The following is a 23,579-nucleotide window of genomic DNA, read 5'->3' as shown; positions in this document are numbered from 1 at the left end:
TCATGCCTTGATCAGCCCGGCGCCGTGCAGGGCGCCGGCCGCGGCGGCGACGGCGCTGAACGACAGCCCGGACCGCTCGGCGACGTCCAGCAGACTGTGCTCGCCGTCGGAGAGACTGAGTACCCAGAGCATGGCCATCTCGGCCTGCTTGGTGTCGCTGCGGCCGCCGAGCGCGTCGTACAACCCGCGCCGGCCCAGTTGTGGTTCGCCGTAGGGGCTGAGGTTGACGTACCGCCGGTTGCGGTCCAGGACGGTGAATGCCTCGCGGCAGACGGCGAGCGTGTCCGCCATCGCCTCCGGGGAGACGAAGTCCAGGTTGTCGGCCGAGGTGTGGTATTCGGGGTAGCCGGCGTACGGGGTCCGGCTGAGCGAGCCCACGCCGAGGTCGAACCCGGGCGAGCAGAACTGCCGCTCGTCGTAGCCGTACGGAGTGAACTCGGCGACGTGGTGGGGGCGTTCGGATGCGAGCAGCACGTGCCGCATCACCCGGTCGATCTCCGCGTCGCCGCGCCTGCTCTGTTTGTACGTCAGCCGGCCCGGGTCGCCGGCGCAGGCCAGCACCAGCCCGTGCTTGACCCTTCCCCCAGCTCTCGGCTCCTTCCCCAAGCTCTCGGCTTCGCTCGAGCAGGGGATACCCCATTGAGCAGGGGATACCCCATTCACCCGCTCCGCGTTGCGGGCCAGCCAGGTGATCGCCCCGATGGTGCCGGGCGCGAACAGGAACCGGTAGGTGTACCACGGCGTCTGCTCCGCCAGCGCCCGGGCCAGGAACGTCGCCACCGCGACGCCGGCCAGGTTGTCGTTGGCCAGCGACGGGTGGCAGACGTGGCAGGAGACGATCACCTCGTCGGCGACCTGCCCGGGGACCACGTGCTCGGCGTAGGTGAGGTGGCCGTCTGAGAGCGTGGAGTCGATGCGCACCTCGTACTCGCCGTCCGGCAGTGCGTCCAAGGTCTCCTGAGCCAGGCAGAACCCCCATTCCGGCTTGTAGTAGCTGGTGCGGTACGGCACCCAGGCCGGGTGGTCCGGGAGGGTGTGCAGGTGTCCGCGCAGCTCGGCCAGCGACATGGTCGCCGACACCGGCACGCTGTAGCCGAGCACGTGCAGGCTGGACGCCGCGAAGTCGACGACCCGGTTGCCGTCCGTGTCGGCGATGTACGCGTCCCGGATGTTCCACTCCTGCGGCACCGTCCAGTCGAGCACCTGGGTCCCGGTGGGCACCTCGTGCACCTGCAGCGGAACGTACTCGCCGACGATGTCCAGGGTGGCGCGCACCCCGTCGCCGGTGATGCTCCGGCACAGCGGGTACAAACGCTCCACCAGCGCGTGCATCTCCGCGCCGACCGAGGTCATCGGCGCCACCGCAAGGTGTCGTCGACGGAACCGGCCTCGGACGCCGCGCGCAGCACGGCCAGCCGGGTGAAGCGCCGCTCGAAGTCCTCCTTGGTCAGCCCGTGTTTGCGGTAGGCGTCGGCGAGTTCGAGCGCGCCCCGCTTCACCGTCCACTCGCAGTCGAAGCCGGGCACCGCGGCGCGGAACCGCGAGAAGTCCACCCGGTACGACCGCGGATCGGCACCGGTCTCCCCGGTGATCACCACCCGCGAGCCGGATACCGCCTCGGCTACCTGCTCGGCGATCTCGGCGACCGTGACGTTGTTGATCTCGCTGCCGATGTTGAACGCCCGGTCGTGCACCGCTTCCCGCGGCGCGATCAGCGCGGCCGCGAAGGCCCGTGCGATGTCGGCGGCGTGCACCAGTGGGCGCCAGGGGGTGCCGTCGGAGAGTACAAGCACCTCGCCGGACAGGAGCGCGTGGCCCACCAGGTTGTTCAGCACGATGTCGGCGCGCAGCCGGGGTGAGTAGCCGAAGGCGGTGGCGTTGCGCATGAACACCGGGCTGAAGTCGCCGTCGGACAGCGCGTGCAGGTCGTCCTCCACCCGCACCTTGGACTCCGCGTACGGCGTCACCGGGCGCAGCGGGGCGTCCTCGGCCACCAGGTCGTCACCGCCCGCGGCGCCGTAGACCGAGCAGGTCGACGCGTACAGGAAGCGCCGCACTCCGGCGTCGCGGGCCAGCCGGGCCAGCCGCACGGACGCGTGGTGGTTGATGTCGTAGGTGAGCTCCGGCGCCAGCGATCCCAGCGGGTCGTTGGACAGCGCGGCCAGGTGGACCACGGCGTCCACCCCGGCCACGTGTTCGGCCGTGACGTCGCGCAGGTCCACCCGCCGCCCCGGCGGGTCCGCGGGCGGCGGGCCGAGCACGCAGTCGGCGAACAGGCCGGCGTCAAGGCCGACGACCTCGTGCCCGGCGGCCGTGAGTACCGGAGCCATCACGGTGCCCAGGTAGCCCTGGTGTCCGGTCAGTAGTACGCGCAAGGTTCATTCCCCCAGGTTGAGCGTGAGTTTGGTGACGGCGAACGCCTCGGCGTAGCGCGCGTGGCATTCGATGCCGCGGATTCGTGCAAGACCGAGGAAAGCCTCCCGGTCGTACCAGGGCCGGTTCCGTTGCGAGGGGTAGTGCTCCTGCAGCAGCCGCACTTTCTGTTCGGCGATCTCCGGCGACAGCGGCTGGTACGCCGCCGGACGGCCGAGATCGCCGTCCCATTTGACGATCTCGTAGCCGAGTACGAGGTGGTCACGGAATGCGGTGGGTATCAGCTTCGCCAGACCGCGGTGATCCTGGTGCGCGTCATCGGTGCGCGGGGCCAGCACGAGATCCGGATCGGTCCGCTCGCGCAGCTCCTCGACCGCGGCCTTGGCCTCGTCCCAGTGCGCGGGCAGCCGGCCGTCCGGCAGCTTGAGCACGGTCAGCCGCAGTTCGGCGCCTGGGCAGAAGGCGGCGAGCGCGGCCTGCTCCTCCTGCTCCCGCTCGCTGCCGCCGCCGGAGAGCACCAGCGCGTCGATGCGGATACCCGGCCGCGCGAGGCACAGCGTCAGCAGCGTGCCGCCGGCGCCGATGGCGATGTCGTCGCAGTGCGCGCCCACCGCGACGATCCGGCCCAGGCGCCCGGCCCCGAGCCGGATCACGCGGTCGCCCCCGCCCCGTCCCGTTCCCATACGGCCCACGGGCGGTCTCCCCGGGCGTAGGCGGCGTCGAGCGCGGCCCGCTCCTTCACGGTGTCGGTCGGCTTCCAGAAACCGCGGTGCTGGTGCGCCACCAGCCGCCCGCGCTTGGCCAGTTGTGCGCATCCGTCGGCGACCAGGTCTCCGTTCTCCGGGATGTGGTCGAAGACCTCCTGGCGGAGCACGAAGTAGCCGCCGTTCTCCCACAGCGGCATGTCGCTCACCGCGGTGATGCCCCCCACCAGCCCGTCCTCGCCCAGGTCCACACAGTGGAACGAGGACTGCGGCGGCACCACCATCATCGACGCACCGGCGTCGCGCCGGGCGAAGGAGTCGATCATCTCCGGCAGCGGGGCGTCGGTGAGCACGTCGGCGTAGTTGGCGAGGAACATCTCGTCGCCGTCCAGGTGGTGCCGCACCCGGCGCAGCCGCTCCCCGATCGGTGACTCGGTGCCGGTCTGCACGAACGTGATCGTCCAGGAGGCGATGTCGGTGGACAGCAGCTCGGTCTGCCCGCCCCGCAGCACGAAGTCGTTGGACGTCGTCTCCTCGTAGTTGAGGAAGAAGTCCTTGATGTGGTGGGCCCCGTACCCGAGACACAGGATGAACTCCGTGTGCCCGAAGTACGCGTAGTAGCGCATGACGTGCCAGATCAGCGGCCGCGGGCCGACCATCGCCATCGGCTTGGGCATGTCGTCGGAGTCTCCGTTGCGCATACGCAGCCCATAACCGCCGCAGAACAGTACGACCTTCATGACTTGGCCTCGACAATGCTCAGTTCCGGGATGGGAAAGACCAGCCGGCCGCCCCAGGCGTGCACGAAGGACAACTGCTCGACCAGCTCGGCCCGCAGGTTCCACGGGAGGACGAGGACGTAGTCCGGTCTGTCGGCGGCTATCTGCTCGGGCGGCAGGATCGGGATGCGGGTGCCCGGGGTGAACCTGCCGTGTTTGTAGGGGTTGCGGTCGACCGTGTACGGGAGCAGGTCGGGCCGGATGCCGCAGTGGTTGAGCAGGGTGTTGCCCTTGCCCGGGGCGCCGTAGCCGACCACCGTCTCGCCGCGCTCGGCGGCCTCGATGAGGAACCGCAGGAGGTCGCGGCGCACCTTGGCCACCCGAGCGGAGAACTCGGTGTACCCGGACAACTCCTGCAGCCCGGCGGCCTTCTCCCGGTCCAGCACGTCACTCACCCTTCCCCAAGCTCTCGGCTCCGCTCGAGCAGGGGATACCCCATGGGACGGCTCGCCGGCCGCCTCGGCCGGCCGGGCCCACAGTCGGATGGAGCCGCCGTGCGTGGGCAGCAACTCGACGTCCACGAGGGCGAGTCCGCCGCTCGCAAGCGCCCGGATCGCGGACGCCACCGTGTAGTACTGGAAGTGCTCGTGGTAGATCGTGTCGTACTGGTTCTCCTCGATCAGGGTCAGCAGGTGCTGCACCTCGACGGAGACCCAGCCGTCGTCGGCGACCAGGGCGCGCAGCCCCTGGGTGAACCCGACCACGTCGGGGATGTGCGCGTACACGTTGTTGGCCACGACCAGGTCCGCCGGGCCGTGCTCGGCTCGGACGGCCGAGCCGGTGGCCGGGTCCAGGAACTTTGTGAGCGTGGGCACACCCGCGTCCCGCGCCGCGGCGCCGACGTTCACCGACGGCTCGATACCGAGGCAGCGGATCCCGCGGTCCACCACGTGCCTCAGCAGGTACCCGTCGTTGCTCGCGACCTCGACCACGAAGGCGTCGGTGCCGAGACCCACCCGCTGTACGGCGTCGGCGACGAACGTGCGCGCGTGCTCCACCCAGGAGGTCGAGTAGGAGGAGAAGTACGCGTACTGCGTGAACGTCTCCTCCGGCGTGATCAGCGGAGGGATCTGCGCGAGCCAGCAGTCGGTGCAGACCCGCAGGTGCAGCGGGTACGCCGGCTCCGGCTGATCCAGTTGGTCCGCGGCGAGAAAGCTCTCGCACGGCGGGGTCGCTCCAAGATCGACGACGCTCGCCAGCGCCGCTGAGCCGCAGAGTCGGCATCGTGTCATTTACTGCCCCCCATTGATTCCCTCCCCACCGGCGGCGGGCTGTCCCCGCCGCCGGACCGACCCGCGATCGCGGTGCGGTACTCATCCACCAGGCGCTCCAGCCCGACGGCCGGGCTGAAAGCCTGCTCGTAACGGCGCCGGCCCGCCTGGCCCATCTCCCGGTTGGGGGCGGGCTCGGCCGTGATCCGTCGCAGGCAGGACGCGAGCGAGGCGGGCTCGCCCGGCCGGTGCAGCAGCCCGGTCACCCCGTCCTCGACGAGTTCGACGAAGGCGCCGTGACCGGCGGCGACGGCCGGGACCCCCGCCGCCATCGCCTCCACGACCACCAGGCCGAACGCCTCCAGCCACGTCGAGGGAGCCACCACGGCGACCGATTGCGCGATGGCCTGCCTGCACTGGGCCGGGTCGTACAGGCCGACGTACCGCACGTCGTCCCGGCCCGCCGCCCAGGCGGTCACCTCTCGCTCCAGTGGCCCCGCGCCGGCGACCATGAGCGGCACGCCCACACCGCCGTCCGCGGCGATCTCGTCCCACGCGGCCATGAGCAGCCGCACGCCCTTGGCCTCCGCGAGCCGGCCGAGGTAGAGCAGGTGCTCGCCTGCGCCCGATCGGCGGGCGCCCGGTTCGGGCACGAAGTTGTGCTTCACCGCCAGCCGCTCGGGTGGCATGCCGGCCCGCACCAGGACGTCGCGCTGCGCCGCGGAGATGCAGAAGAACCGCTCCACGCCGGACCACCACCGCCGCCGGTTGACCGACAGGCTGACCGCGAGCGGCACCGTCGCCAGCCGGGAGCTCCGGTAGCAGCCGTGCCGGACGGCGGGCAGCGGCGCCGCCCCGACGCACTCGGTGCACGGCCGGCCGTCCCGCTGCAGCGTGCCGGGCGGGCAGACCTGGGTGTAGTTGTGCAGCGTGGCGACGGCGGGCACGCCGGCGTCGGCGCAGGCGGCCAGAACCGCGGGCGACAGGAGCGGGAAGACGTTGTGGACGTGGACCACGTCCGGCCGTTCGGTGCGGAGCCGTGCGGCGAGCTCCGAGCGGACCGCCGGGTTCCACGGCACAAGCAGTGGCACCGCGGCCTTGGCAAGCAGGGACCGGGCGGCGATGTCGTCGCTGCGCCGCTCGAACACCTCGACCCGGTGGCCGGCCGCGCGCAGCAGCTCCACCTCCTGGTCGACGACCTTGTTCTCCCCGCTCGGCTGCGCCGAGGAGTAGCGGTTGTGCACCACGAGGACGTGCATGCTCAGGTCACCTCCGATCTCTGGGCCCATCGCGGGATGCGTCGTCGGGGGACTGCGGGCGTCGAGAGGGGAGTGGCCGCGGCAGGTGCCGCCAGCAGCGAGGCGGCCACGGCCAGATGCAGCAGATAGGGCGAGGCGTCGCCCAGCCCTGCCTCGGTGTACGACGCGATCGCGCAGTAGCTGATCAGGAAGATCGCGCAGGCCCTCGACAGCGACGGTGGCCGCAGCAACGCGACGCCGGCAAGGACGATGATGATCGCCGCCACCAGGCCGACGCCGGTCAGACCCTGCTCGTTGTAGACGGCCAGCCAGCTGTTGTCGATCGGCAGCCCGCCGAACGACTTGTCGCCCAGGCCCACGCCGAACAACTTCTCCGCGGTCGTGCGGGGCGCTGCCAGCAGGGCGTCCCAGACCTTGGCCCGACCGGTGAGGTTGGAGAAGTTCTCCTGGCTCTGTCCGCGCAGGAACCACGCCTGTAGCGCCGAGGCGAACCCCACCGCGGCCACCACGGCGCACAGCACCGCCCAGGTGAAGAACCGGCGGGCTGCGGCGCTGGTCAGGACGAGCGAGCCGATCGCCAACGTAAGCCCGATGAACAGGCCGAGCGTGGCCGTGCGGGTATGGGTCAACGCGAGCAGGATCAGTGACGGCACGATGACCACCGCCGCGCTGGCCCGGTCGGTCCGGCGGCCCAGTACGAGCAGCACGGTGAGCCCGGTGATCACCGCGGCGTACTGTCCGATCTGCGGCGGGGTGAGCGGCCACAACGCGCCGACAAGGCGCCCGCCGTAGAGCTCGGGCATGGCCGCGCCCGGTGAGACGAGCAGGCCGGCGGCCACCGACCCGAGCACCGCGAAGTACATCCGGATGTGGTGCCGGACCAACGTCAGGCCGCCGTCCCACCAGCGGCTGAGCAGCCACAGCGTGCCGACGAAGAGAGCCAGCCGGGCGCACCGGAACAGCGCGCCGAACCCGGACTCCAGGTGCGCGCTGGAGATCACGCTCGGCACCAGCAGCAGGGTGAGCAGGAACAAGAAGGCGCCGGCTTGGATGCGCAGCCGGAGATTGAGCACCAGCGCCAGCGCGAACGCGGCGACCAGCGCGCCCATGGTGACCAGCTGGATGAGGGAGCGGGGCAGCGGGATGATGGTCTTCGCCCCGGCGGAGCCGAGCGTGTTGAGGATCAGCAACCCCCAGACGATCCCGACGACCCTCGGTGTGCCGGCAGGGCGCGGTTCGGCGCCGGGCTGCGTGCCCGCCGTATCCGGTCCGCCCGGCAGCCCACCGCGCATCAGGTTCCCGCGCATCTCAACCACCGGCCTGTGGGGCGAAGGTGCTGCCCGCGTCCTGCTGGTACGGCGTGCCCTGCCACTGCCCGGAGTCGAGCACCCGGCTCGGGTCGTGGGCGACGAATTTCCATGGGCCGGTGTAGACGTTGTCGTGCCAGCGGTTTTGCTGCTTGAGGGTGATCGCCTCAGCCACCCGTTCGCCCTGGTACGGCGACCAGTCCGGATAGGTGCCGTAGTTGGCCAGCACCGCCATGCGGTCGCACTTGACCGTGCAGTCGACGACGGTCCTGTCCAGCACGAAGCGGTTGTTGTGGATGTCCACCCGCTGGGTCTTCCACCGGCAGTCGGTGTAGAGCGGTGGGGTGGTGATCGCCGGCCGCGCGCAGCGGTCGGAGTGCGGCACCAGCAACGTGCAGTCGCCGGACGAGGTGTTGGCCGGGCTGTTGCAGAACCGGTCGGCGTTCTCCCACAGGGTGATTCCGGACCAGTTGTTCTCCAGCACGTTCCGGTCGATCTCGATCTTGTCCGTGCGGGCTCGGATCCGTGGTTCGCCGCCGGACTCGGACAGGTAGATGGTCGGATACGGGAAGGTGTCGCCGCGGTCGGCGTACTTGCGGCCCTGGACCCAGTTGTTCCGCAGGATGGTGTTGTTCCGGATGACCGCGTTGTAGCTGGTCTCGTAGATCAGCGCGGCACCGTCGTTGGCTTCGAGCACGTTGGCCTCGATGCGGAAGTCGTTGTTGTTGGTGTCCGCCCATAACCCGGCTCCGCGGTTGTCGTGCACCCAGTTGCCGCGTATGTCGGCGCCGTTGACGGCCCAGAACTTGACGCCTCCGGTGCAGCCGCAGCCCGGCTTGCGCCGCTCCCAGTCGTCTGTGTTGTTGGCCACGATCTCGTTGCCCTCGATCACCAGGCCGCTGATGGGGTCGCCGTCCTTGTACGCGTTCATGCCGTACTGGCCGTTGCCGCGCAGGCAGCTGGCGCGTACCTGCTGGCGGGCCCCGGCCATCAGCCCGGCGCCGGAGTTGTGCTGGATCGTCGCGTGCTCGATCACCCACCCGTCGGCCGAATCATGGTTGACCACGCCCTCGTTCTGCGGCGCGACGAATCCCTGCACGGTCAGGTAGCGGATGGTGACGTTGCGGGCGGTGCCGCCGAACGCGTACTGGTTGGTCTTGCGGCCGTCGAGCACCGCGCCTGGCGCGCCCAGGTAGCTGTTCCCCTCCTTGGGGATGACCTGGGCGTAGCGGTCCGGGTCGAGCGTGTGCTTGCCCGGTCGAAGCCAGAACGTGGTGTTCGGGGGGCTGCTCTTGGTCTTCGCAGCCAGGTCACCGGCCACCGCGGGGTCGACCGTCACCGCGCCCGCCGGTGCCTTCGCCGGCCCGGCCGCGGGCTTGGCGCACACCCGGGCCACGGATCGGGCTGCGGACGTGGATGGCGCGGCCTTCGGCTCCGCCCCGGCGCCCGGCATGCTCTCACAGCCGGTCGTCGCCAGCAGGGCCAGCGCCAGCAGCGCCGCCGCCGATGCCCAGTGCCGCCTCTTGATCCCCACGCGCCCCCCTAGCCGCGGAACCTGAGCACGGTGGTGAACCCCTGCGCGCCTTCGGCGAAGCCGGTGCCGACCAGCGTGGTGGTGGGTTCCTTGCGCCCGAAGCCGGCGGAGTACCAACCCAGCGGCGGGTCGGTCTCGCCGCGATGTGCCCGCCAGGACAGCTGCCCGGGCAGGTCGAGTACGGCGGAGCGGTCATCGCCGTCCCGGGTCCAGGTGAGCACCGCCTGGTTCCCCGCCAGGTCCGCGGCGATCGCCGGGCCGAGGTGGAACGCCAGGTGCACGGCCCGGCGCGGGCCGCGCACCTCGTCAACCATCCGCAGCTCGTTGGCTGCGGCGGTCAGCTCCACCCGGCGGCGGTGCACGGAGGGCTGGTATCCGTCGTGCTCGGCACACCAGCGGGCCACACCATCGCCGGATGGGTCCGCGACCAGGACGCGGCTGCGGGCATGCCGGGTCCACAGGAACGGGCCGCCGGAGACGGACTGGTCACCGCCGTCCAGTCGCAGGGTGTTGTGGCCGAGGGTCGACCGGAAGTACTTCCGCCACTCGGGCTGCCCGTGGTAGCAGTACGTCCCCGGGTCGGCGAGCACATCGATCCCGTCGTGCCGGACCTCCACGGACAGCGCGTCCGCGTGGGCATGCGCGGCGATGGACAGGAAGCCGTGCGGACCACCGTCGCAGCGGCACCAGATCTCCGCCGGACCGCGCAGGATGGTCATGCCCGCGTCGGCGAAGTGGCCTGGTCGGCTTGGAGGGCGGGTCACGGCCGGTGCGGTTCCATCTTTCGAGTACGGCCGGATGAGCGCGGCCAGCAGCGGGGTGCGCACATCGGTGGCGGGCACGTCCGGCCACCAGGTGAGCCGGCCGAACACGGCGTCCCCGGTGGCCAGGAGCGAGGCCCAGCGGTCGGTGCCCGCGCCGTCCACGACCAGACCGTGGCCGTCGTCCGCGTCCCCCTGGCGCGGCGGCCGCAGCCGGCTGTCCACGATGGCCGCGAGCGCGTCGGTCATCCGCAGCAGCACCAGCCGGATGGACGCGGGGACCGGCACGCCGGCGGCATCCGCCTCGGCCACCGCGGCCAGACCGAGCTCCAGCACCAGTCCGTGGTACTCGGTGGCCAGTTCGCGGTTGAGGCCGGAGGCGAAGGTGTTGCCGCGCAGGTGCCGCTCCAGCGACCGCAGCGCGCCGGCTCGCCAACGCGCCGAGGAGGGGAACCACCCGAACGCGCAGGCCGCGGCGAACTGCCCGGCGGCCTCGGCGATGACGTGGTTGTTCGCCGAAGACCCCCGGCTGGGGAAGGCGGCCAGCCAGCGCTGGTGGTGCCAGATCTGGTTTCGCGCCACCGGGTTGTCCTCGAACAGCCCGGCCGCGCCCGGCCAGCCGTCGAGCAGCCGGCGGATCCACACCCAGGAAAGCAGCCGGATGCCCAGCTCGATGCCGCTGATCCAGTGCACGCCGCGCAGCGGTGCGTTGGCCGCCCACCACAACCGCAGGTGCTGGGCCACTCGCTCGGCGTACCGCTCGTCCCCGGTGACCGCGTAGGCGGCGGCGAGCACGGTGAGGTACTGATGCCGGGACAGCTCCCAGATCTGCTTGATGTCCCCGACCGCGTCCTCGTTGCGGTACGGCACGTCGAAGGCGTAGCCCCACGGAGCCCGGCGCCCGGTCTTCGGGTCGCACCACCAGTCCGGGTCGGCGAGGTCGTGGCGGTCCACCCCGAAATACTCGGCGTGCCCTTCCATCAGCCGGTCCGCGGCCGCGATGAGACGTTTCGCGGCGTCCGGTGGCACTGCGGCGATGGTCCCGGCGGGCAGTACCGCGGTGAACCGGGCGCCGGTCGCGCTCGGGCAGTTCGGCCGCGCCGACCGCCACCGCCGCCTGCGCACCGCGTCGCCCACCCGGCCGCCGACCTCCCGTGGTCCCATCCGGGACAGCCGCCGTAAGTACCAGCCCGCGCTCATGGTCATCGCGCTCTCGCCAACGTCACGGGTGCGCCGCCGACCAGGCCGGCCTGCACGGCGAGGGTGGCCGCCGTGGTGGCGACCAGCGACTCCAGCGGCACCGGCATCGGCCCGCCGGTCCGCACGGCCTTGATGAACGCGGCCAGCTCGGCGTTCTGGCCCTTGTCCCGGGCCTTGGGCAGCCGCGAGCTGACCCATTTCTTGCTGCTGTACACCGAGGCACGGACGAAGTCGTCGAGTCGCAGCACCTTGCCGTCCGCGATGAGGTCCAGCGTCTCCTTGGGGAAGCCGGCCGCGCCGGTGGTGACGTAGCTGATGGTGGCGGTGGACCCGTCCGGGTAGCGCAGCACGACCTGCAGGTCCTCGTTGCCGGACGTGGCGAACGCGTACACCGATACCGGGTCGGCCCCGAGCAGCCAGCTCGCCGTGTCGATGAAGTGTCCGCCCTCACCGGCGAAGCGGGAGCCCTCGGTGCCTTGTTGGAGGTACCAGCTGCCGTGCTGGAGCCGGCCCGCGTTGACCAGGTAGCGGAGGCTCGCCGGACCGCTCCGGGCGCCGAACCTCTGCCGAGCCTCCCGCAGCAGCGGCGCGAACCGGCGGTTGAAGCCCACCTGCAGCCGGTCGTTGCCGGACTCCTCCACCGCCGCGAGCACGCCGGCCAGCTCGTCCTCACTGAGCGCCAACGGCTTCTCCACGAACACCGCCTTGCCGGCAAGGAGCGCCCTTCGGGTCAGTTCGGCGTGCGAGCTGTGCCGGGTGACGACGAACACCGCGTCGATGGACTTGTCGCCGAGCACGGCGTCGAGATCGGTGGTCGCCCCGGCGAAGCCGAACTTCCGCTTCGCGTTGGCCGCCGACAGCGCCGTCGTGGTGACGACCGTGGACAACTCGACGCCGTCGCGCTGTGCCAGGTGCGGCAGCAGCATCGACGTCGCGTAGTTTCCCGCGCCGACGAACGCCAGCCGCACCGGCGCCTTGGCGGACCGGGCCGGGGTGGATGCTCCGCCGCTGCGCCGCACCGCGGGCACGGCCACCGCCGGGGCCTCCGCTTCCCCCGCTTCCTCTTTCTGCTCGGGGTACCGGAACAGCACAGCCACGGCCTTCAGGTCGCCGTCCTTCAGGCGCTGGTACGTCTCGACGGCGTCATCGAAGTCGGCGATGTGGGAGACCAAGGGCTCCACGTCGACGCGGCGGCGGGCGAGGAGATCGAGGAAGCACGCCAGGTTGCGGCGCTCGGTCCAGCGCACGTAGCCGATCGGGTAGTCCCGCCCCTCCAGCTCGTACTCCGGGTCGTAGCGCCCGGGGCCGTAACTGCGCGAGAACCGGACGTCGAGCTCCTTCTCGTAGTACGCGTTCCACGGCAGGTCCAGGCGGCACTTGCCGATGTCGACGACCCGGCCGCGGTCCCGGCAGAGCCGGGCGGCCAGCTCGACGGGCTGGTTGCTGCCGCCGCCGGCGGCCAGATACACCTGGTCCACGCCGTGACCGCCGGTGAGCTCGGCGACGGTGGCTTCCACGGCCGTGGACGCGGGATCGCCGCAGGCCGCAGCGCCCAGGCGCTCGGCGAGCTCGCAGCGCACCGGGTCGGGGTCGGCCCCGACGACGCGGACTCCCGAGGCGGCAAGCAGCTGGACCACCAGCTGCCCGATCAGCCCGAGGCCGATGACCAGTGCCACGTCGCCGAGTTGTGACTCGCCGCGGCGGACGCCCTGCAACGCGATCGACCCCACGGTGCCGAAGGCGGCGTGCCGCGGCGCGAGGCCGTCCGGCACCCGGGCGTAGAGGTTCTTCGGTACCCAGTTCAGCTCGGCGTGCAACGCGTGCTCATTGCCGGCGCAGGCCACGAGGTCGCCGACCTTCACGTCGTCGATCCCGGTGCCGACCTGCTCGACCACCCCGCACAGCGAGTAGCCCAGCGGCGTGTAGGAGTCCAGCTTGCCCATCACCTTGCGGTAGGTGGCGGGCACCCCGTTGGTGGCCACGCTCTGCATGACCTTGGCCACCTGGTCCGGCCGGGAGCGGGCCTTGCCCAGCATCGACATGCCGGCCTCGGACACCTTCATGAGCTCGGTCCCGGTGGATATCAGCGAGTAGGCGCTGCGGACCAGCACACCGCCCGGCTTGCACCCCGGCACCGGCACATCGAGCACCGCCAACTCGCCACTCTTGTAGTTCTGCACAACTTGTTTCACCCGAGCTCCTCTTGTTTCAACGCGTCAGGCCGCCCGGCTCTGGCCGGAGCCAGAGGTCGCGCCGCGATACCAGTACTCGAGGGTCAGCACATGCCACAGATGCTTGGAGAAGTCCCGCTGCCCGGCGGCGTCCTCGGCGACCATGCGCGCCAGCGCGTCGCGGCGCAGGAGCCCGGAATTGACGAGCACGCCGTCGTTGACCACCTCGCGCACCAGCGGTGCCAGATCCCGGCTCATCCAGGCGCGCAGCGGGGCGCTGAACAGGCCCTTGGGCCGGTACACGATCTCCCGGGGGAGGATCGAGGTGGCCGCCTCCTTGAGGACGGCCTTGCCCTGTCGTCCGACGATCTTGCGATCACCGGGCACGGCGAACGCCGCCTTGACCACCTCGACGTCCACGTACGGCACCCGCACCTCGGTCGACGCGGCCATGCTCGACCGGTCCGTGTACGTGAGGTTCAGGCCCGGCAGGAACATCCGGGCGTCGCCCAGGCACATGCGGTTGACGAAGTCGTCGAGGGCGTTGTCCTGGTAGATGTCCGCGTGCTCGGTCAGCACGTCCTCCACCGTCCCGGCCAAGTCCGGATGGACCAGGGCGAGCAGCTCGTCCTGGTCGTACATGGTGTAGCTGCGCCGGAACGCGGTCTCCTCCGGCAGATCGGCGAAGGAGAGGAACCGCTTCGCGAAGCGCACCGACCGGTACCCCCGGCGGGAGGTGGCGACCGGCAGCCGGTCCACGGCCCTGGACAGACCGCGCCTAAGGGGGCGCGGGATGCGCTGGTAGCGCAGCGCGAGCAGGTTGGCCAGGTGCTTGCGGTAACCGGCGAACAGCTCGTCGGCGCCCATCCCGGAGAGCATCACCTTGACCCCGGCCTCCCGGGCGGCCGAGCAGATCAGGAAGGTGTTGATCGCGGCGGGGTCGCCGATCGGCTCGTCCAGGTGGTAGGTCATCTCCGGCAGCAGGTCGAGCACATTCGGAGCGATCTCGATCTCATGCAGGTCGACACCGAACTGCTCGGCCACCTGCCGGGCATAGCGCAGGTCGTCCGGCATCGCCTCGAACTTGGCGTCCTCGGCGCGGAACCCGATCGTATAAGCGGAGATCCCGGGTCGGTCGCGGGCCGCCAGCGCGGTCAGGTAGCTGGAGTCAAGACCGCCGGAGAGGAAGGTCGCCACAGGTACGTCGGAGAGCAGGTGGCGCCGAGTCGACTCCTCGACGATGGCGGCCACATCCGGCTGCTCGCCGCTCAGGGCCTGCTCCCGGGCCTCGGCGGCGATGTCACGCAGGTTCCAGAACCGGCCGCGCTCCACCCGGCCGTCGGGCCGGCACCTCAGCCAGCTCCCCGGCGGCAGCTTCTCCGCTTCGCGGAACGCGCACCGCGAGTCCGGCACCCAGTAGTACAGCAGCGAGGCCACCAGCGCCGCATGGTCCACCTGCAGCGACCCGCCGGTCACGGCGGCGAGCGCCTTGAGCTCGGAGGCGAAGACCAGGCCCGTACCGCGCCGGAGCAGGAACAGCGGCTTGATGCCGAGCTGGTCGCGGGCGAGCACCAGTTCACCGGTTCGCTCGTCGAAGATCGCGAACGCGAACATGCCGCGCAGCCGGGGCAGGCAGTCCGTGCCCCAGCGTCGCCAGGCCTCAAGCAGCACCTCGGTGTCTGAGGTACCGCGGAAGCGCACCCCGGCGGCTGCCAGTTCGGCACGCAGTTCGGGCGCGTTGTACAGCTCGCCGTTGTACGTAAGGGCGAGGCCGCCCGAGACCATCGGCTGGGCGCCGGTCTCGGACAGGTCGATGATGGCCAGTCGGCGGTGCCCGAGGTGCACTTCGCCGTCACCGGCGGGGTGGTTGTACCGGCCCGCCCCGTCCGGACCGCGGTGGGCCAGGGTGTCGGTGAGCCGGTCGGTCACGGCCTTCCCGTCCGGCCATTGGTAAGTACCTGCGACGCCACACATGTTCTACCGCGCCTCCTGGTCGCTGTCCGGGACCCGTGCGGCCGGCATCGGCGGCCGCTCCGTCCGCCGCCGGCCCGTTCCGTTCTGACGGGCCAGCCGCTCGTTGTGGCCGCGCAGCGCGGTGTGCAGCCCGTCCCACAGTGTGCCGTCGGTCCGGTCACGCGGATCGGGGTCGATCAGCACCACACCGATCACCGGAATGCGCTGGTCAGCGAGCTGCCGCGCCACGGTGTGCAACCATGCGGCGCTGCCGTGCCCGGCACGCATGACGAGCACGGTCTGGCTACCGAGGTACTGGAGGTCGGTCCACGCCGTGCCGGGAGCGACCGAGCCGACGCCGAGCCGGCGCTCCTCATGCAGCACGGCCGCGGAACGCTCGCCGCTGACCACGGTCGGGCCTCCTGGCTTCTGGCGGCTGTTGGCGAGCTGCGGGCCGGGCAGACCATCGATGATGACCACTGGGCCGTCCGGTGCCAGTGCCTCGGCGAGGTCCAGGGCGATCACGCTCGTGCTGTGCGCACAGCCCAGTTCCAGCAGCGACACCGGTTCAGCGGAGCCGCGCACGGTACGGGCCAGGGTCGTGGTGAGCCGTTCGCGCGCCGCCCGGGTCCGTCGTCGCCGCCACAGCCTGCCCGACCGCAAGGACGCGCGGGGCAGCTCCGCGATGACCGAGGCGCCCAGGTTCGCCGCGATCTCCCGGCGCAGCACGGGGCGGTCCGCCACCACCGTGCCGACCGCGGCCAGCGCGAGCCCGAGGACGAGCCCGAGGACGAGTCCGATCGCTGCGTTGGTGACAGCGGCCCTGGGCAGGGAGTGCCGCACCGCGCGCGGGCCGTCCACGATCTGCGTGCCGGCGATGAGCTTGGGCGTGCCGGTGCGTGCCTCCGCGGCGCGCTGGTCGAAATCGGCGATCCGCGAGTTGAGCTCGGCCCGGCGGGCGAAGAGCGACTCGATGCTCGCCGACGCTTTCGGGTCGCTCCCCGGCGATCGGTTCCCGATCGCCTTGTTGACCTGGGCGAGTTCGTCCCGCATGCGGTCACGCTGGTCGAGCAGGGCCTTGGCCTCGGCCTTCGCGGCCTCCTGCATCCGTCTCACATGGTCCGCGACGAAGGCATCGGCCAGCGCCTTGGCCCGGGACACCGCTTCCGCGTCGCTGTCACCTGTCACATCGATCTGCAGCAGGTTGTTGGTCAAGCCGGTACCCCGGTAGTCCCGCATGAAGTCTTCCGGGTTTTCCGGGGACTTGAGGGACTGCAGGGCCTTGCTGGCGATCCGCGTGGTCCCCAGCAGCGCGACGTCGGTGCGGATCAGCGTTCCGGGGTCGTTCGGCTGGTCCTCCTGATGTGCGACCAGCACCTTGGTCACCGCGGTCGGCGGCGGCGGCATCAGGACCGCCATCGCCGCGCCGACCAGCAGCCCCAGCAGGGCCATGGCGCACCAGAGGCGGCGGCGTCTGCGCACCGCCACCACCAGCGCCTGCAGGTCCAGCAGCGGAGCGGCGGCCGACGACTCCGAAGTCTTGCTCGTCGTCACACAGAACCTCCCCTCGCGTGGCCGCGAACCGCGAGCGCCGGCGTGGCGTGATGCGGAGGAGGGCCGGCAGTGCGCGTCGGACGCGCCCGGACCGTGGTGGCGACGACGATGCCGACGACCTCATGCCCTGCGTCCGCACACGCCTCGGCGATGCCGGCGAGCTCCTCTGCGGTCCAGCTGCCCGCGCTGAGCACGACCAGGGCACCGGACTCGGTGTCGCGGTCCGGCACCATCGGCTGGGACACCGGAACTCCCATCACCCGCAGCATGGGGTATCCCCTGCTCGAAGAGGGGGAAGGACCGCTCTTGGCCTCGGCGACGAGCTGCCCTGCGGCCCGGTGGGCGATCTCGTCGCCGTCCGGTACGACCACCAGCAGCCGCCGGGGGGCCGGCAGTTGGTCCCGGAGGCGAGCGCACACCCGCCGGTAGCGGATCTGCCTGCTGGCCTCGTCGCCGGACGTCTGCGGGGTCGGTATGTCCCACCGGGTGTCGATGCCAAGCAGCTGGCGGATCCAGGCCCGTGGGTCACGGCCTTTCGGCCGGTGCGCGGGCTGTTCATCAGGTACGTCGACGGTGCCGAGGAGCGCCGAGCCCAGTGCCGCGGCGATCTCCGGTTCGGTGCGCAGTCGGCGATTCACCCGTGCGGCGGCGAGATGGCCGATGACCGCGAGCACGAGGAACAGCAGCGCCCCGGCGACGATGAGCTGCATCCTCGTCGGCGGTGCCTCGCCGGTCGGCCGGGCCGCCGGCCCCATGACGACCATGCCGGCCTTGTTGACCGCCGGATCGGCCTGGTCCAGTTTCTTCATGGCCTCCTGCAGCGCGGTACGCAGCTTCTCGAGTTCGGTGCGGGCCTGCACGCTCTCCACGGTCTGTCCGGGATCGGCCGCATTGGCCAGGTCGGTGATGCGGCGGTTGGTCTGCTCCACCTTCTGCCGCAGTGCCTCGGGCCCCGCTGCCGCGTCGGGGTCGGTGTTGTCGCCTGCGATCCGCGCGGCGAATGTGACGAATTGCTGGGCCAACTGGTCGGAGAGCCGCTGCGCGCGCTCCGGGGTGTCGGCCGTACCCGAGATCTTGATGATGTTCCCGTCGGCGGCCTTGGCGCTCACTTGGTCCCGCAGCTCGGCGCCGCTGACGCCGGTCCAGCCGAGCGTGGCAGCCGCACGGTCGACCACCGCCGAACTGGTTGCGATCTCCGCCTGAGTCAGCAGTTCGCGCTCCTCCCACTGCCCCGGCAGCAGTACCGATGCCGACGCCGTGTACCGCGGCGGAAACAGCATCGAGGTGCCGTAGCCGACGAGCGCGCCCACCACGGTGAGGATGGCGAGAAGCCGCCAGCGCCGACGGAGAATCCGCCCGACCGTGACCAGGCGTATCGGGTCATCGCTCAACGGCGCGGCCTCCTGCTTGTCCGGACCGGGTAGCCCGCAGATGCCGGAGTGTGGTCACTGCAGGCAACGGCGTAGGCGGCGAGCAGCGACGCTTGCGAGTTCCGCCAGGAAAGCCGCCCGCTGATCCGCTCCTGGCCGATCTTGCCCATCCGGGCCCGCTTCTCCGGATCGTCAAGCAGCAGCGCGATGAGCTTGGCGAATTCGGCCTCGTCGTTGGCGGGTGCGTAGACGGCGGCGTCACCGGCCGAGACTCGCGCCTCCCGGAGGTCGAAGGAGACGATCGGTCGGCCCATCGCCATGTACTCCAGGACCTTGTTCATGGTCGACACGTCGTTGAGCGGGTTGCGCGGGTCGGGGGAGAGGCACACGTCCGCGGTGGACAGGTAGCGCACCAGATCGGCGTCCGGAACGCGCCCGGTGAACTGCACCTGCTCGGAGAGCCCGAGCCGCCGGGACAGCTCCACCATCGCGTCGAAGGCGTCGCCGGCGCCGACGAACACCGCATGCCAGTCGGTCCGCCCGAGCTCGTCGCGCATCTTCGCAAGGGCCCGCAAGGCGTAGTCGACGCCGTCCTGAGGGCCCATGACGCCGAGATAGCACAGCAGATGAGGCTTGCCGCGCTTCAGCTCCGGCTCGGGCGGTACCGGTTGGAACCGGTCGGTCTCGGGCGCGCTGCGCACCACGAAAACGTCCGCCGGTTGCCGACCGCCACGGCGTATCGCGACGTCCCGGTAGCTCTCGTTCGTGGCGAGCACGACGTCAGCGGCCCGGTAGGTCAGCCGTTCCAGCGCGCACACGGCGCGGTAGAGCAGATCTTCGCCGCGGTCGAACCGGGAGAGGTACAGCTCGGGTACGAGGTCGTGCTGGTCGAAGACGAACCGCGCGCCGCGCCGCTTCAGCCACAGTGCGGGCAGGAACAGCAGGTCGGGCGGGTTGCAGGCGTGGACCACGTCGACCGGACCGACCTTGCGGGCCAGCCGGGCCGTATGCCACAACGCCGATCCGTACTCCCGCAGGTAGCCGGCCGGCCCTCCGGTGGCCGCGCGCAACGGGTAGCGGTGGATCCGCACGCCGTCGATCTCTGCCTCCGGCTCCGTGTCCCGCGTACGCCCCCGGGGACAGATGACGTGCACCGTCCAGCCCGCGTCGCGCAGCGTCGTGCACTCCTGCCACACCCGCCGGTCGAACGGCACCGACAGGTTCTCCACCAGGATCAGCGCGCGCCGGTCCGGCCGGTCGCCGCCGGCTGTGTCACCGAACGATGTGTTACCAAGCAAGGCCCACGTACCCCGGTTCGGCCCGGCGCGCCTCGGCGTCGGGAAGGTGGATGAGGTCGACGATCACCGGTCCTTCGCCATGGGGCAGCGCCGCAAGCACGGCCGGATCCCTGGTCCCGACCAGGCACACCTCGGCGTGCTGGAGCACCTCCTCGACGGAGTCCGCGAGCAGCTGCGCGAGGTGCGGCAGCCGGGTCTCGATGTACTCGCGGTTGGCGCCCATCAGCCGGGAGAGGCTGACGTTGGCGTCGTGGATCTTCAGGTCGTACCCCTTGCCGAAGAGCCTCTCCGCCAACTCGACGAGCGGGCTCTCGCGGAGGTCGTCGGTGCCGGGTTTGAAGGACAGCCCGAACAGGCCCACCCGGCGCCTGCCGGTGCGCTCGACCAGGTCCACCGCGCGCTGCAGATGGTCGGAGTTGGAGGGCAGCACATGGGCGAGGATGGGCACCGAGACGTCGGCCCGCTGCGCCGCGTGGACCAGGCTGCGCAGGTCCTTGGGCAGGCAGGAGCCACCGAAGGCGAAGCCGGGCCGCAGATAGGCGGAGCTGATGTTCAGCTTGCGGTCGGCCAGGAACACGTCCATCACCTGGTGCGAGTCCACCCCGAGCGCCTGGCACACCGCACCCAGCTCGTTCGCGAAGCCGATCTTGAGGCCGTGGAACGCGTTGTCCGCGTATTTGATCGCCTCAGCCGTCGGGACCGGCACCCGGAACACCTCGCCGGGCAAGCCGTCGTACAGCGTCATCACCGCGTCGCCGCTTGCCGGGTCGAGCTCGCCGATGACGGTCTTGGGCGGGTCGAAGAAGTCCCGCACGCTCGTGCCCTCGCGCAGGAACTCCGGGTTGACCGCGACCCCGATGTCCACCCCGGCCGTGCCGCCGACGTACTTCTCCAGGATCGGTACCAGCAGGTTCAGGCAGGTGCCCGGGAGCATGGTGCTGCGGAACACCACGGTGTGCCGCCCGCCCCGCTCGGCCAGCGCGGCGCCGATCTCCTCGGTGACCCGCTCCAAGTACGTGGTGCACAGGCTGCCGTTGGGCTCCGACGGCGTGCCCACGCAGACCAGCGACACCTCGCTGCCCATGATCGCCTCGCGGACGTCGCCGGTGGCGCGTAACGCTCCGCTCCGCACGACCTCGGCGATGAGCTCGCCGATCCGCTCCTCGACCACCGGGGCCTTGCCTTCGTTGACCAGGCCGACCTTCACCTGGTTCACGTCCACCCCGATGACCTCGTGCCCCATGCTGGCCAGGCACGCGGCCGACACGCAGCCCACGTAGCCGAGCCCGAAAACGCTGACCCTCATGACCCGTTCCTCCCCCCAGGCAGGCCGTCCCGGCCTGCGGTCCGCGCGCCGGCCGGACGACGACCGCCGCGCATCAGTAGGCCCCCTGCCCGTAGAGCACCGCACGCAGCGTCTTCCACAAGATCACTGCGTCCAGGGCGAGCGACCAGTCCTCCACGTACCGCAGGTCAAGGCGGACCGCCTCCTCCCACGGCAGGTCGCTGCGTCCGCTGATCTGCCACAGGCCGGTGAGCCCGGGCTTGACAAGCAGCCGCCGCCGGATGTCCGGACCGTACGCCGCGGATTCCTCCGGTAGCGGAGGCCGCGGACCGACGAGCGACATCGATCCGGTGAGCACGTTGAAAAGTTGCGGGAGTTCGTCGATCGAGTACCGGCGCAGTACTGCTCCCACCTGGGTCACCCGCGGGTCCCGGCGGAGCTTGAACAGCAGGCCGGCGCCCTCGTTGCGGTCGGCCAGTTCGGCACGTGCCCCGTCAGCCCCGGCGACCATGGTGCGGAACTTGAGAATGGTGAACTCGCGGCCGTCCTTGCCGACCCTGCGCTGGCGGTAGACCGCCCCACCCCGGCTGTCCACCAGCACGAGCAGCCCGACGAGCACCATCAGCGGCGCGAACAGCATCAGCAGGATTGCCGCTCCCATCCGGTCGACGACCTCTTTGACCGCCCGGCGGCCCCCGGTGAAGGTCGGCATGCTGACCCGCAGCAGCGGGATTCCGAGCACCGCGTCGACGTGCAGCCGCGGACCGGCCACCTCCATCAGTACGGGAGCCACGACCATCTCGGCGTCGCTGCCTTCGAGGTTCCAAGCCAGCCGCTGCAGCCGGTCCGGTGACCAGTGCGGGTCCGGTGTGACGGCGACGACACGGTAGCCGTCGCGACGGACGTGGCCTGCGACGTCCGTCAGCCGGCCGACGACCGGCACCCCGTCCAGTTGGTCACCGTCGAGCCCGAGACCATCCGTCGTGCATACCGCATCCACCCGCCAGCCGAGGTGCGGGAACTTGCGGGTTCGGGTGATCAGGTCGCGCACGGTGGCCGGGCTCCCGGCAGCGAGCACCGGTCGCAGGCACCGTCCTTCCTTCCGCTGTTTGTGCAGCCAGAGGCGCAGCAGATACCGCGCGGACATGGTGGTGAGCGCGATCGCGGGAATCGCGACGAAGATCCAGAGCTTGATGTTGCGCGAGGTGAGGGCGATCCCGCCGAGCGCCAATACGACGGCCGCCGTGAACAGTGAGCGTCCGAGCCGGCGGAATTCCTCGGCGCCCTGGCCGAGTACGGCCGGAGCCCACGCCCGGCTCACCGCAAGCGTTCCCAGCACCAGCAGCTCGGTTCCGAAGGTGAGAATTCCCCACTTTTCGTGCCAGTTGGCCGCGTCCCGGGCCCCGAAGAGGATGCCGATCGCCGCCACCACGAAGGCGGTGGCCAGGGTGTCGCTGGTGATCACGGCACGGCGGTACCGCTGCTCCCAGTCGATCTCGGGCTGGCTGATTGCCCCGTTCGCCAGACGTCTTCGCGTCGACGGAAACGGGCTGACTAATCCCCCCTGCCGCACAGGACCCCCCAGGTCACCAGTGGTTCGACGTGTTCGCCCAACACTGCCCCTCCCCCCGGGAGGCCCCCGCCCCCCCGCACTGTTTCTCCCCTCGGGAGGCCCACGCCCCCCGCACATGAAATCCCGGCTATTCAGCGCTACTTGAGCAACCCACCCTGGCGACAGCAGACCGCATGTCCTGCCAGACTCCCGAGGCGCGCGGGAACCCGTCGAAACCTCGGGTGCTCCCCGCACCCGAAGCCCCTGTCGGGCTCCAAGAATTGATCACCCCCATGTCTGGCGCCGGGGACGTGACTGCTGACTGTCCCTAACGTCGGACCTATAGATCATTATTGGTCGCCTCGTACCCGAGCAGCTGAAGCACGGACAATCTAGAGCATCGGAGCCAGTATGTAGAGGGGATGTGTGTAATTTGTGCTCAGCTTTCTTTGGGCTGGATCCACCGATCAGTGACCGCCTACAGGTGCCTTGACGCCACCGTGCGCTCCAGCAGCGCGCCCGACCCCCGGGCGCGGCTTCTGCGCGGTAGTGTCCGGCGAGCTGCAGCGGGCCTTCTACGGCGCCCAGTTCGGCAACAACTTCCCGCTGTTCGTGCACTACAGCGTGCCACTGTGGGTGCCCGAGGCGGGCGGGGCGATCGACCGGGACAACGGGGCGGACGACTTGATCGTGTCGGTGTTCGCGGCATGTCCAAAAGCGAGCGCAACCGCCTCAAGGTCCGGGTGCATGCCGCGATGTCGGCCCAGGCACTGATGGGAGGGGCGCGGACAAGAACAGCTGGTGCTCGAAGTACGGGGCAAGCCTGGATCAAAATTTGTTTACGCTCATTTGACGCCCATCTACTCGTAGAGCCTGGCTGGAACGCCCGAAAACAGGACCTGAACCTGGGGTTTATCCCGCAGGGACCAATTGCGCATCTTCCCGATGACGCATTACGTGGAGTGCATGGCGATGGCTGGGGTGCGTCAGGGCTGGGACGTCGTCGGAGCCGACCCGATCCCGCTCCGGGTCGTGTGGAAGCCCGCCCTCACCGACGCCGACGAAGATGTGGATCGCCGGACTCGGCGCACTCGGCGGGCCTGTGCTACATCTGCACACCCGGTACAACCTGTCGCTTCTGTGAGCTGGTCCGTCGGCACAACCGTGGGGGGGGGGGGGGGGAGACCCCCGCCCCGCCCCCTCCTTTCTCCCCCGGGCTCCACTCCCTTTTTCTTTTTGTGCTTTCAGGGCCACAGTGGGAGAAGGGA

At 70.6% G+C, this 23,579-nt stretch carries 17 protein-coding genes; 1 reads left to right on the top strand and 16 read right to left on the bottom strand.

The annotated features are described in order from the left end of the window. The 16 genes from ACZ499_RS32195 to ACZ499_RS32120 all read right to left on the bottom strand — a co-directional run bounded on the left by ACZ499_RS32195 (window position 1) and on the right by ACZ499_RS32120 (window position 22,332). Window positions 1–1,362, bottom strand: a complete 1,362-nt coding sequence (locus ACZ499_RS32195) for a DUF4910 domain-containing protein (RefSeq protein WP_468679724.1) — start codon at window positions 1,360–1,362, stop codon at window positions 1–3. Further along, on the bottom strand, window positions 1,350–2,375 hold the full coding sequence (locus ACZ499_RS32190) for an NAD-dependent epimerase/dehydratase family protein (protein WP_468679723.1): 1,026 nt from the start codon (window positions 2,373–2,375) through the stop codon (window positions 1,350–1,352). The genes ACZ499_RS32195 and ACZ499_RS32190 overlap by 13 nt, the downstream gene beginning before the upstream one ends. Before the next feature lie 3 nt (window positions 2,376–2,378). Next, window positions 2,379–3,026: a PIG-L deacetylase family protein gene (locus tag ACZ499_RS32185; protein ID WP_468679722.1), complete on the bottom strand. Its 648-nt coding sequence runs from the start codon at window positions 3,024–3,026 to the stop codon at window positions 2,379–2,381. Beyond that, complete coding sequence (locus ACZ499_RS32180) at window positions 3,023–3,817, bottom strand: glycosyltransferase family protein (RefSeq protein ID WP_468679721.1); 795 nt, start codon at window positions 3,815–3,817, stop codon at window positions 3,023–3,025. Before ACZ499_RS32180 ends, ACZ499_RS32185 begins: the two co-directional genes overlap by 4 nt. Then, window positions 3,814–5,088 (bottom strand): class I SAM-dependent methyltransferase, encoded by a 1,275-nt coding sequence (locus tag ACZ499_RS32175; protein ID WP_468679720.1) that lies wholly within the window; start codon window positions 5,086–5,088, stop codon window positions 3,814–3,816. The genes ACZ499_RS32180 and ACZ499_RS32175 overlap by 4 nt, the downstream gene beginning before the upstream one ends. Then, window positions 5,085–6,326: a glycosyltransferase gene (locus ACZ499_RS32170; RefSeq protein ID WP_468679719.1), complete on the bottom strand. Its 1,242-nt coding sequence runs from the start codon at window positions 6,324–6,326 to the stop codon at window positions 5,085–5,087. The genes ACZ499_RS32175 and ACZ499_RS32170 overlap by 4 nt, the downstream gene beginning before the upstream one ends. Before the next feature lie 2 nt (window positions 6,327–6,328). Further along, entirely contained in the window at window positions 6,329–7,633 is a 1,305-nt protein-coding gene (locus ACZ499_RS32165) for an O-antigen ligase domain-containing protein (RefSeq protein ID WP_468679718.1), read from the bottom strand. 1 nt (window position 7,634) lies between these two features. Next, window positions 7,635–9,167, bottom strand: a complete 1,533-nt coding sequence (locus ACZ499_RS32160) for a right-handed parallel beta-helix repeat-containing protein (protein WP_468679717.1) — start codon at window positions 9,165–9,167, stop codon at window positions 7,635–7,637. A gap of 8 nt (window positions 9,168–9,175) precedes the next feature. Further along, window positions 9,176–11,134, bottom strand: a complete 1,959-nt coding sequence (locus tag ACZ499_RS32155) for an alginate lyase family protein (protein ID WP_468679716.1) — start codon at window positions 11,132–11,134, stop codon at window positions 9,176–9,178. After that, a complete protein-coding gene (locus ACZ499_RS32150) occupies window positions 11,131–13,320 on the bottom strand; it encodes a bi-domain-containing oxidoreductase (protein ID WP_468679715.1) in 2,190 nt (729 codons plus the stop codon). The genes ACZ499_RS32155 and ACZ499_RS32150 overlap by 4 nt, the downstream gene beginning before the upstream one ends. A gap of 24 nt (window positions 13,321–13,344) precedes the next feature. Further along, complete coding sequence (gene asnB, locus ACZ499_RS32145) at window positions 13,345–15,273, bottom strand: asparagine synthase (glutamine-hydrolyzing) (protein ID WP_468679714.1); 1,929 nt, start codon at window positions 15,271–15,273, stop codon at window positions 13,345–13,347. Window positions 15,274–15,276: 3 nt separating this feature from the next. Continuing rightward, a complete protein-coding gene (locus ACZ499_RS32140) occupies window positions 15,277–16,806 on the bottom strand; it encodes a Wzz/FepE/Etk N-terminal domain-containing protein (protein WP_468679713.1) in 1,530 nt (509 codons plus the stop codon). Further along, on the bottom strand, window positions 16,803–18,197 hold the full coding sequence (locus tag ACZ499_RS32135) for a Wzz/FepE/Etk N-terminal domain-containing protein (protein ID WP_468679712.1): 1,395 nt from the start codon (window positions 18,195–18,197) through the stop codon (window positions 16,803–16,805). The genes ACZ499_RS32140 and ACZ499_RS32135 overlap by 4 nt, the downstream gene beginning before the upstream one ends. Beyond that, window positions 18,194–19,474, bottom strand: a complete 1,281-nt coding sequence (locus tag ACZ499_RS32130) for a glycosyltransferase family 4 protein (protein ID WP_468679711.1) — start codon at window positions 19,472–19,474, stop codon at window positions 18,194–18,196. The genes ACZ499_RS32135 and ACZ499_RS32130 overlap by 4 nt, the downstream gene beginning before the upstream one ends. Next, window positions 19,464–20,780 carry a nucleotide sugar dehydrogenase gene (locus ACZ499_RS32125; RefSeq protein WP_468679710.1) on the bottom strand — a complete coding sequence of 439 codons (1,317 nt, stop codon included), beginning with the start codon at window positions 20,778–20,780 and terminating at the stop codon, window positions 19,464–19,466. The genes ACZ499_RS32130 and ACZ499_RS32125 overlap by 11 nt, the downstream gene beginning before the upstream one ends. 73 nt (window positions 20,781–20,853) lie before the next feature. After that, on the bottom strand, window positions 20,854–22,332 hold the full coding sequence (locus ACZ499_RS32120; protein ID WP_468679709.1) for a sugar transferase: 1,479 nt from the start codon (window positions 22,330–22,332) through the stop codon (window positions 20,854–20,856). 1,045 nt (window positions 22,333–23,377) lie between these two features. Between ACZ499_RS32120 and ACZ499_RS32115 the strand changes: the two genes are divergently transcribed. Further along, window positions 23,378–23,455 carry a hypothetical protein gene (locus ACZ499_RS32115; protein ID WP_468679739.1) on the top strand — a complete coding sequence of 26 codons (78 nt, stop codon included), beginning with the start codon at window positions 23,378–23,380 and terminating at the stop codon, window positions 23,453–23,455. Window positions 23,456–23,579 lie beyond the last annotated feature (124 nt).

The organism is Streptomyces sp. NPDC031265, assembly GCF_055570295.1.
The sequence above is the reverse complement of the archived record's forward strand: the minus strand, read 5'-3'. Positions and strand labels throughout refer to the sequence as shown.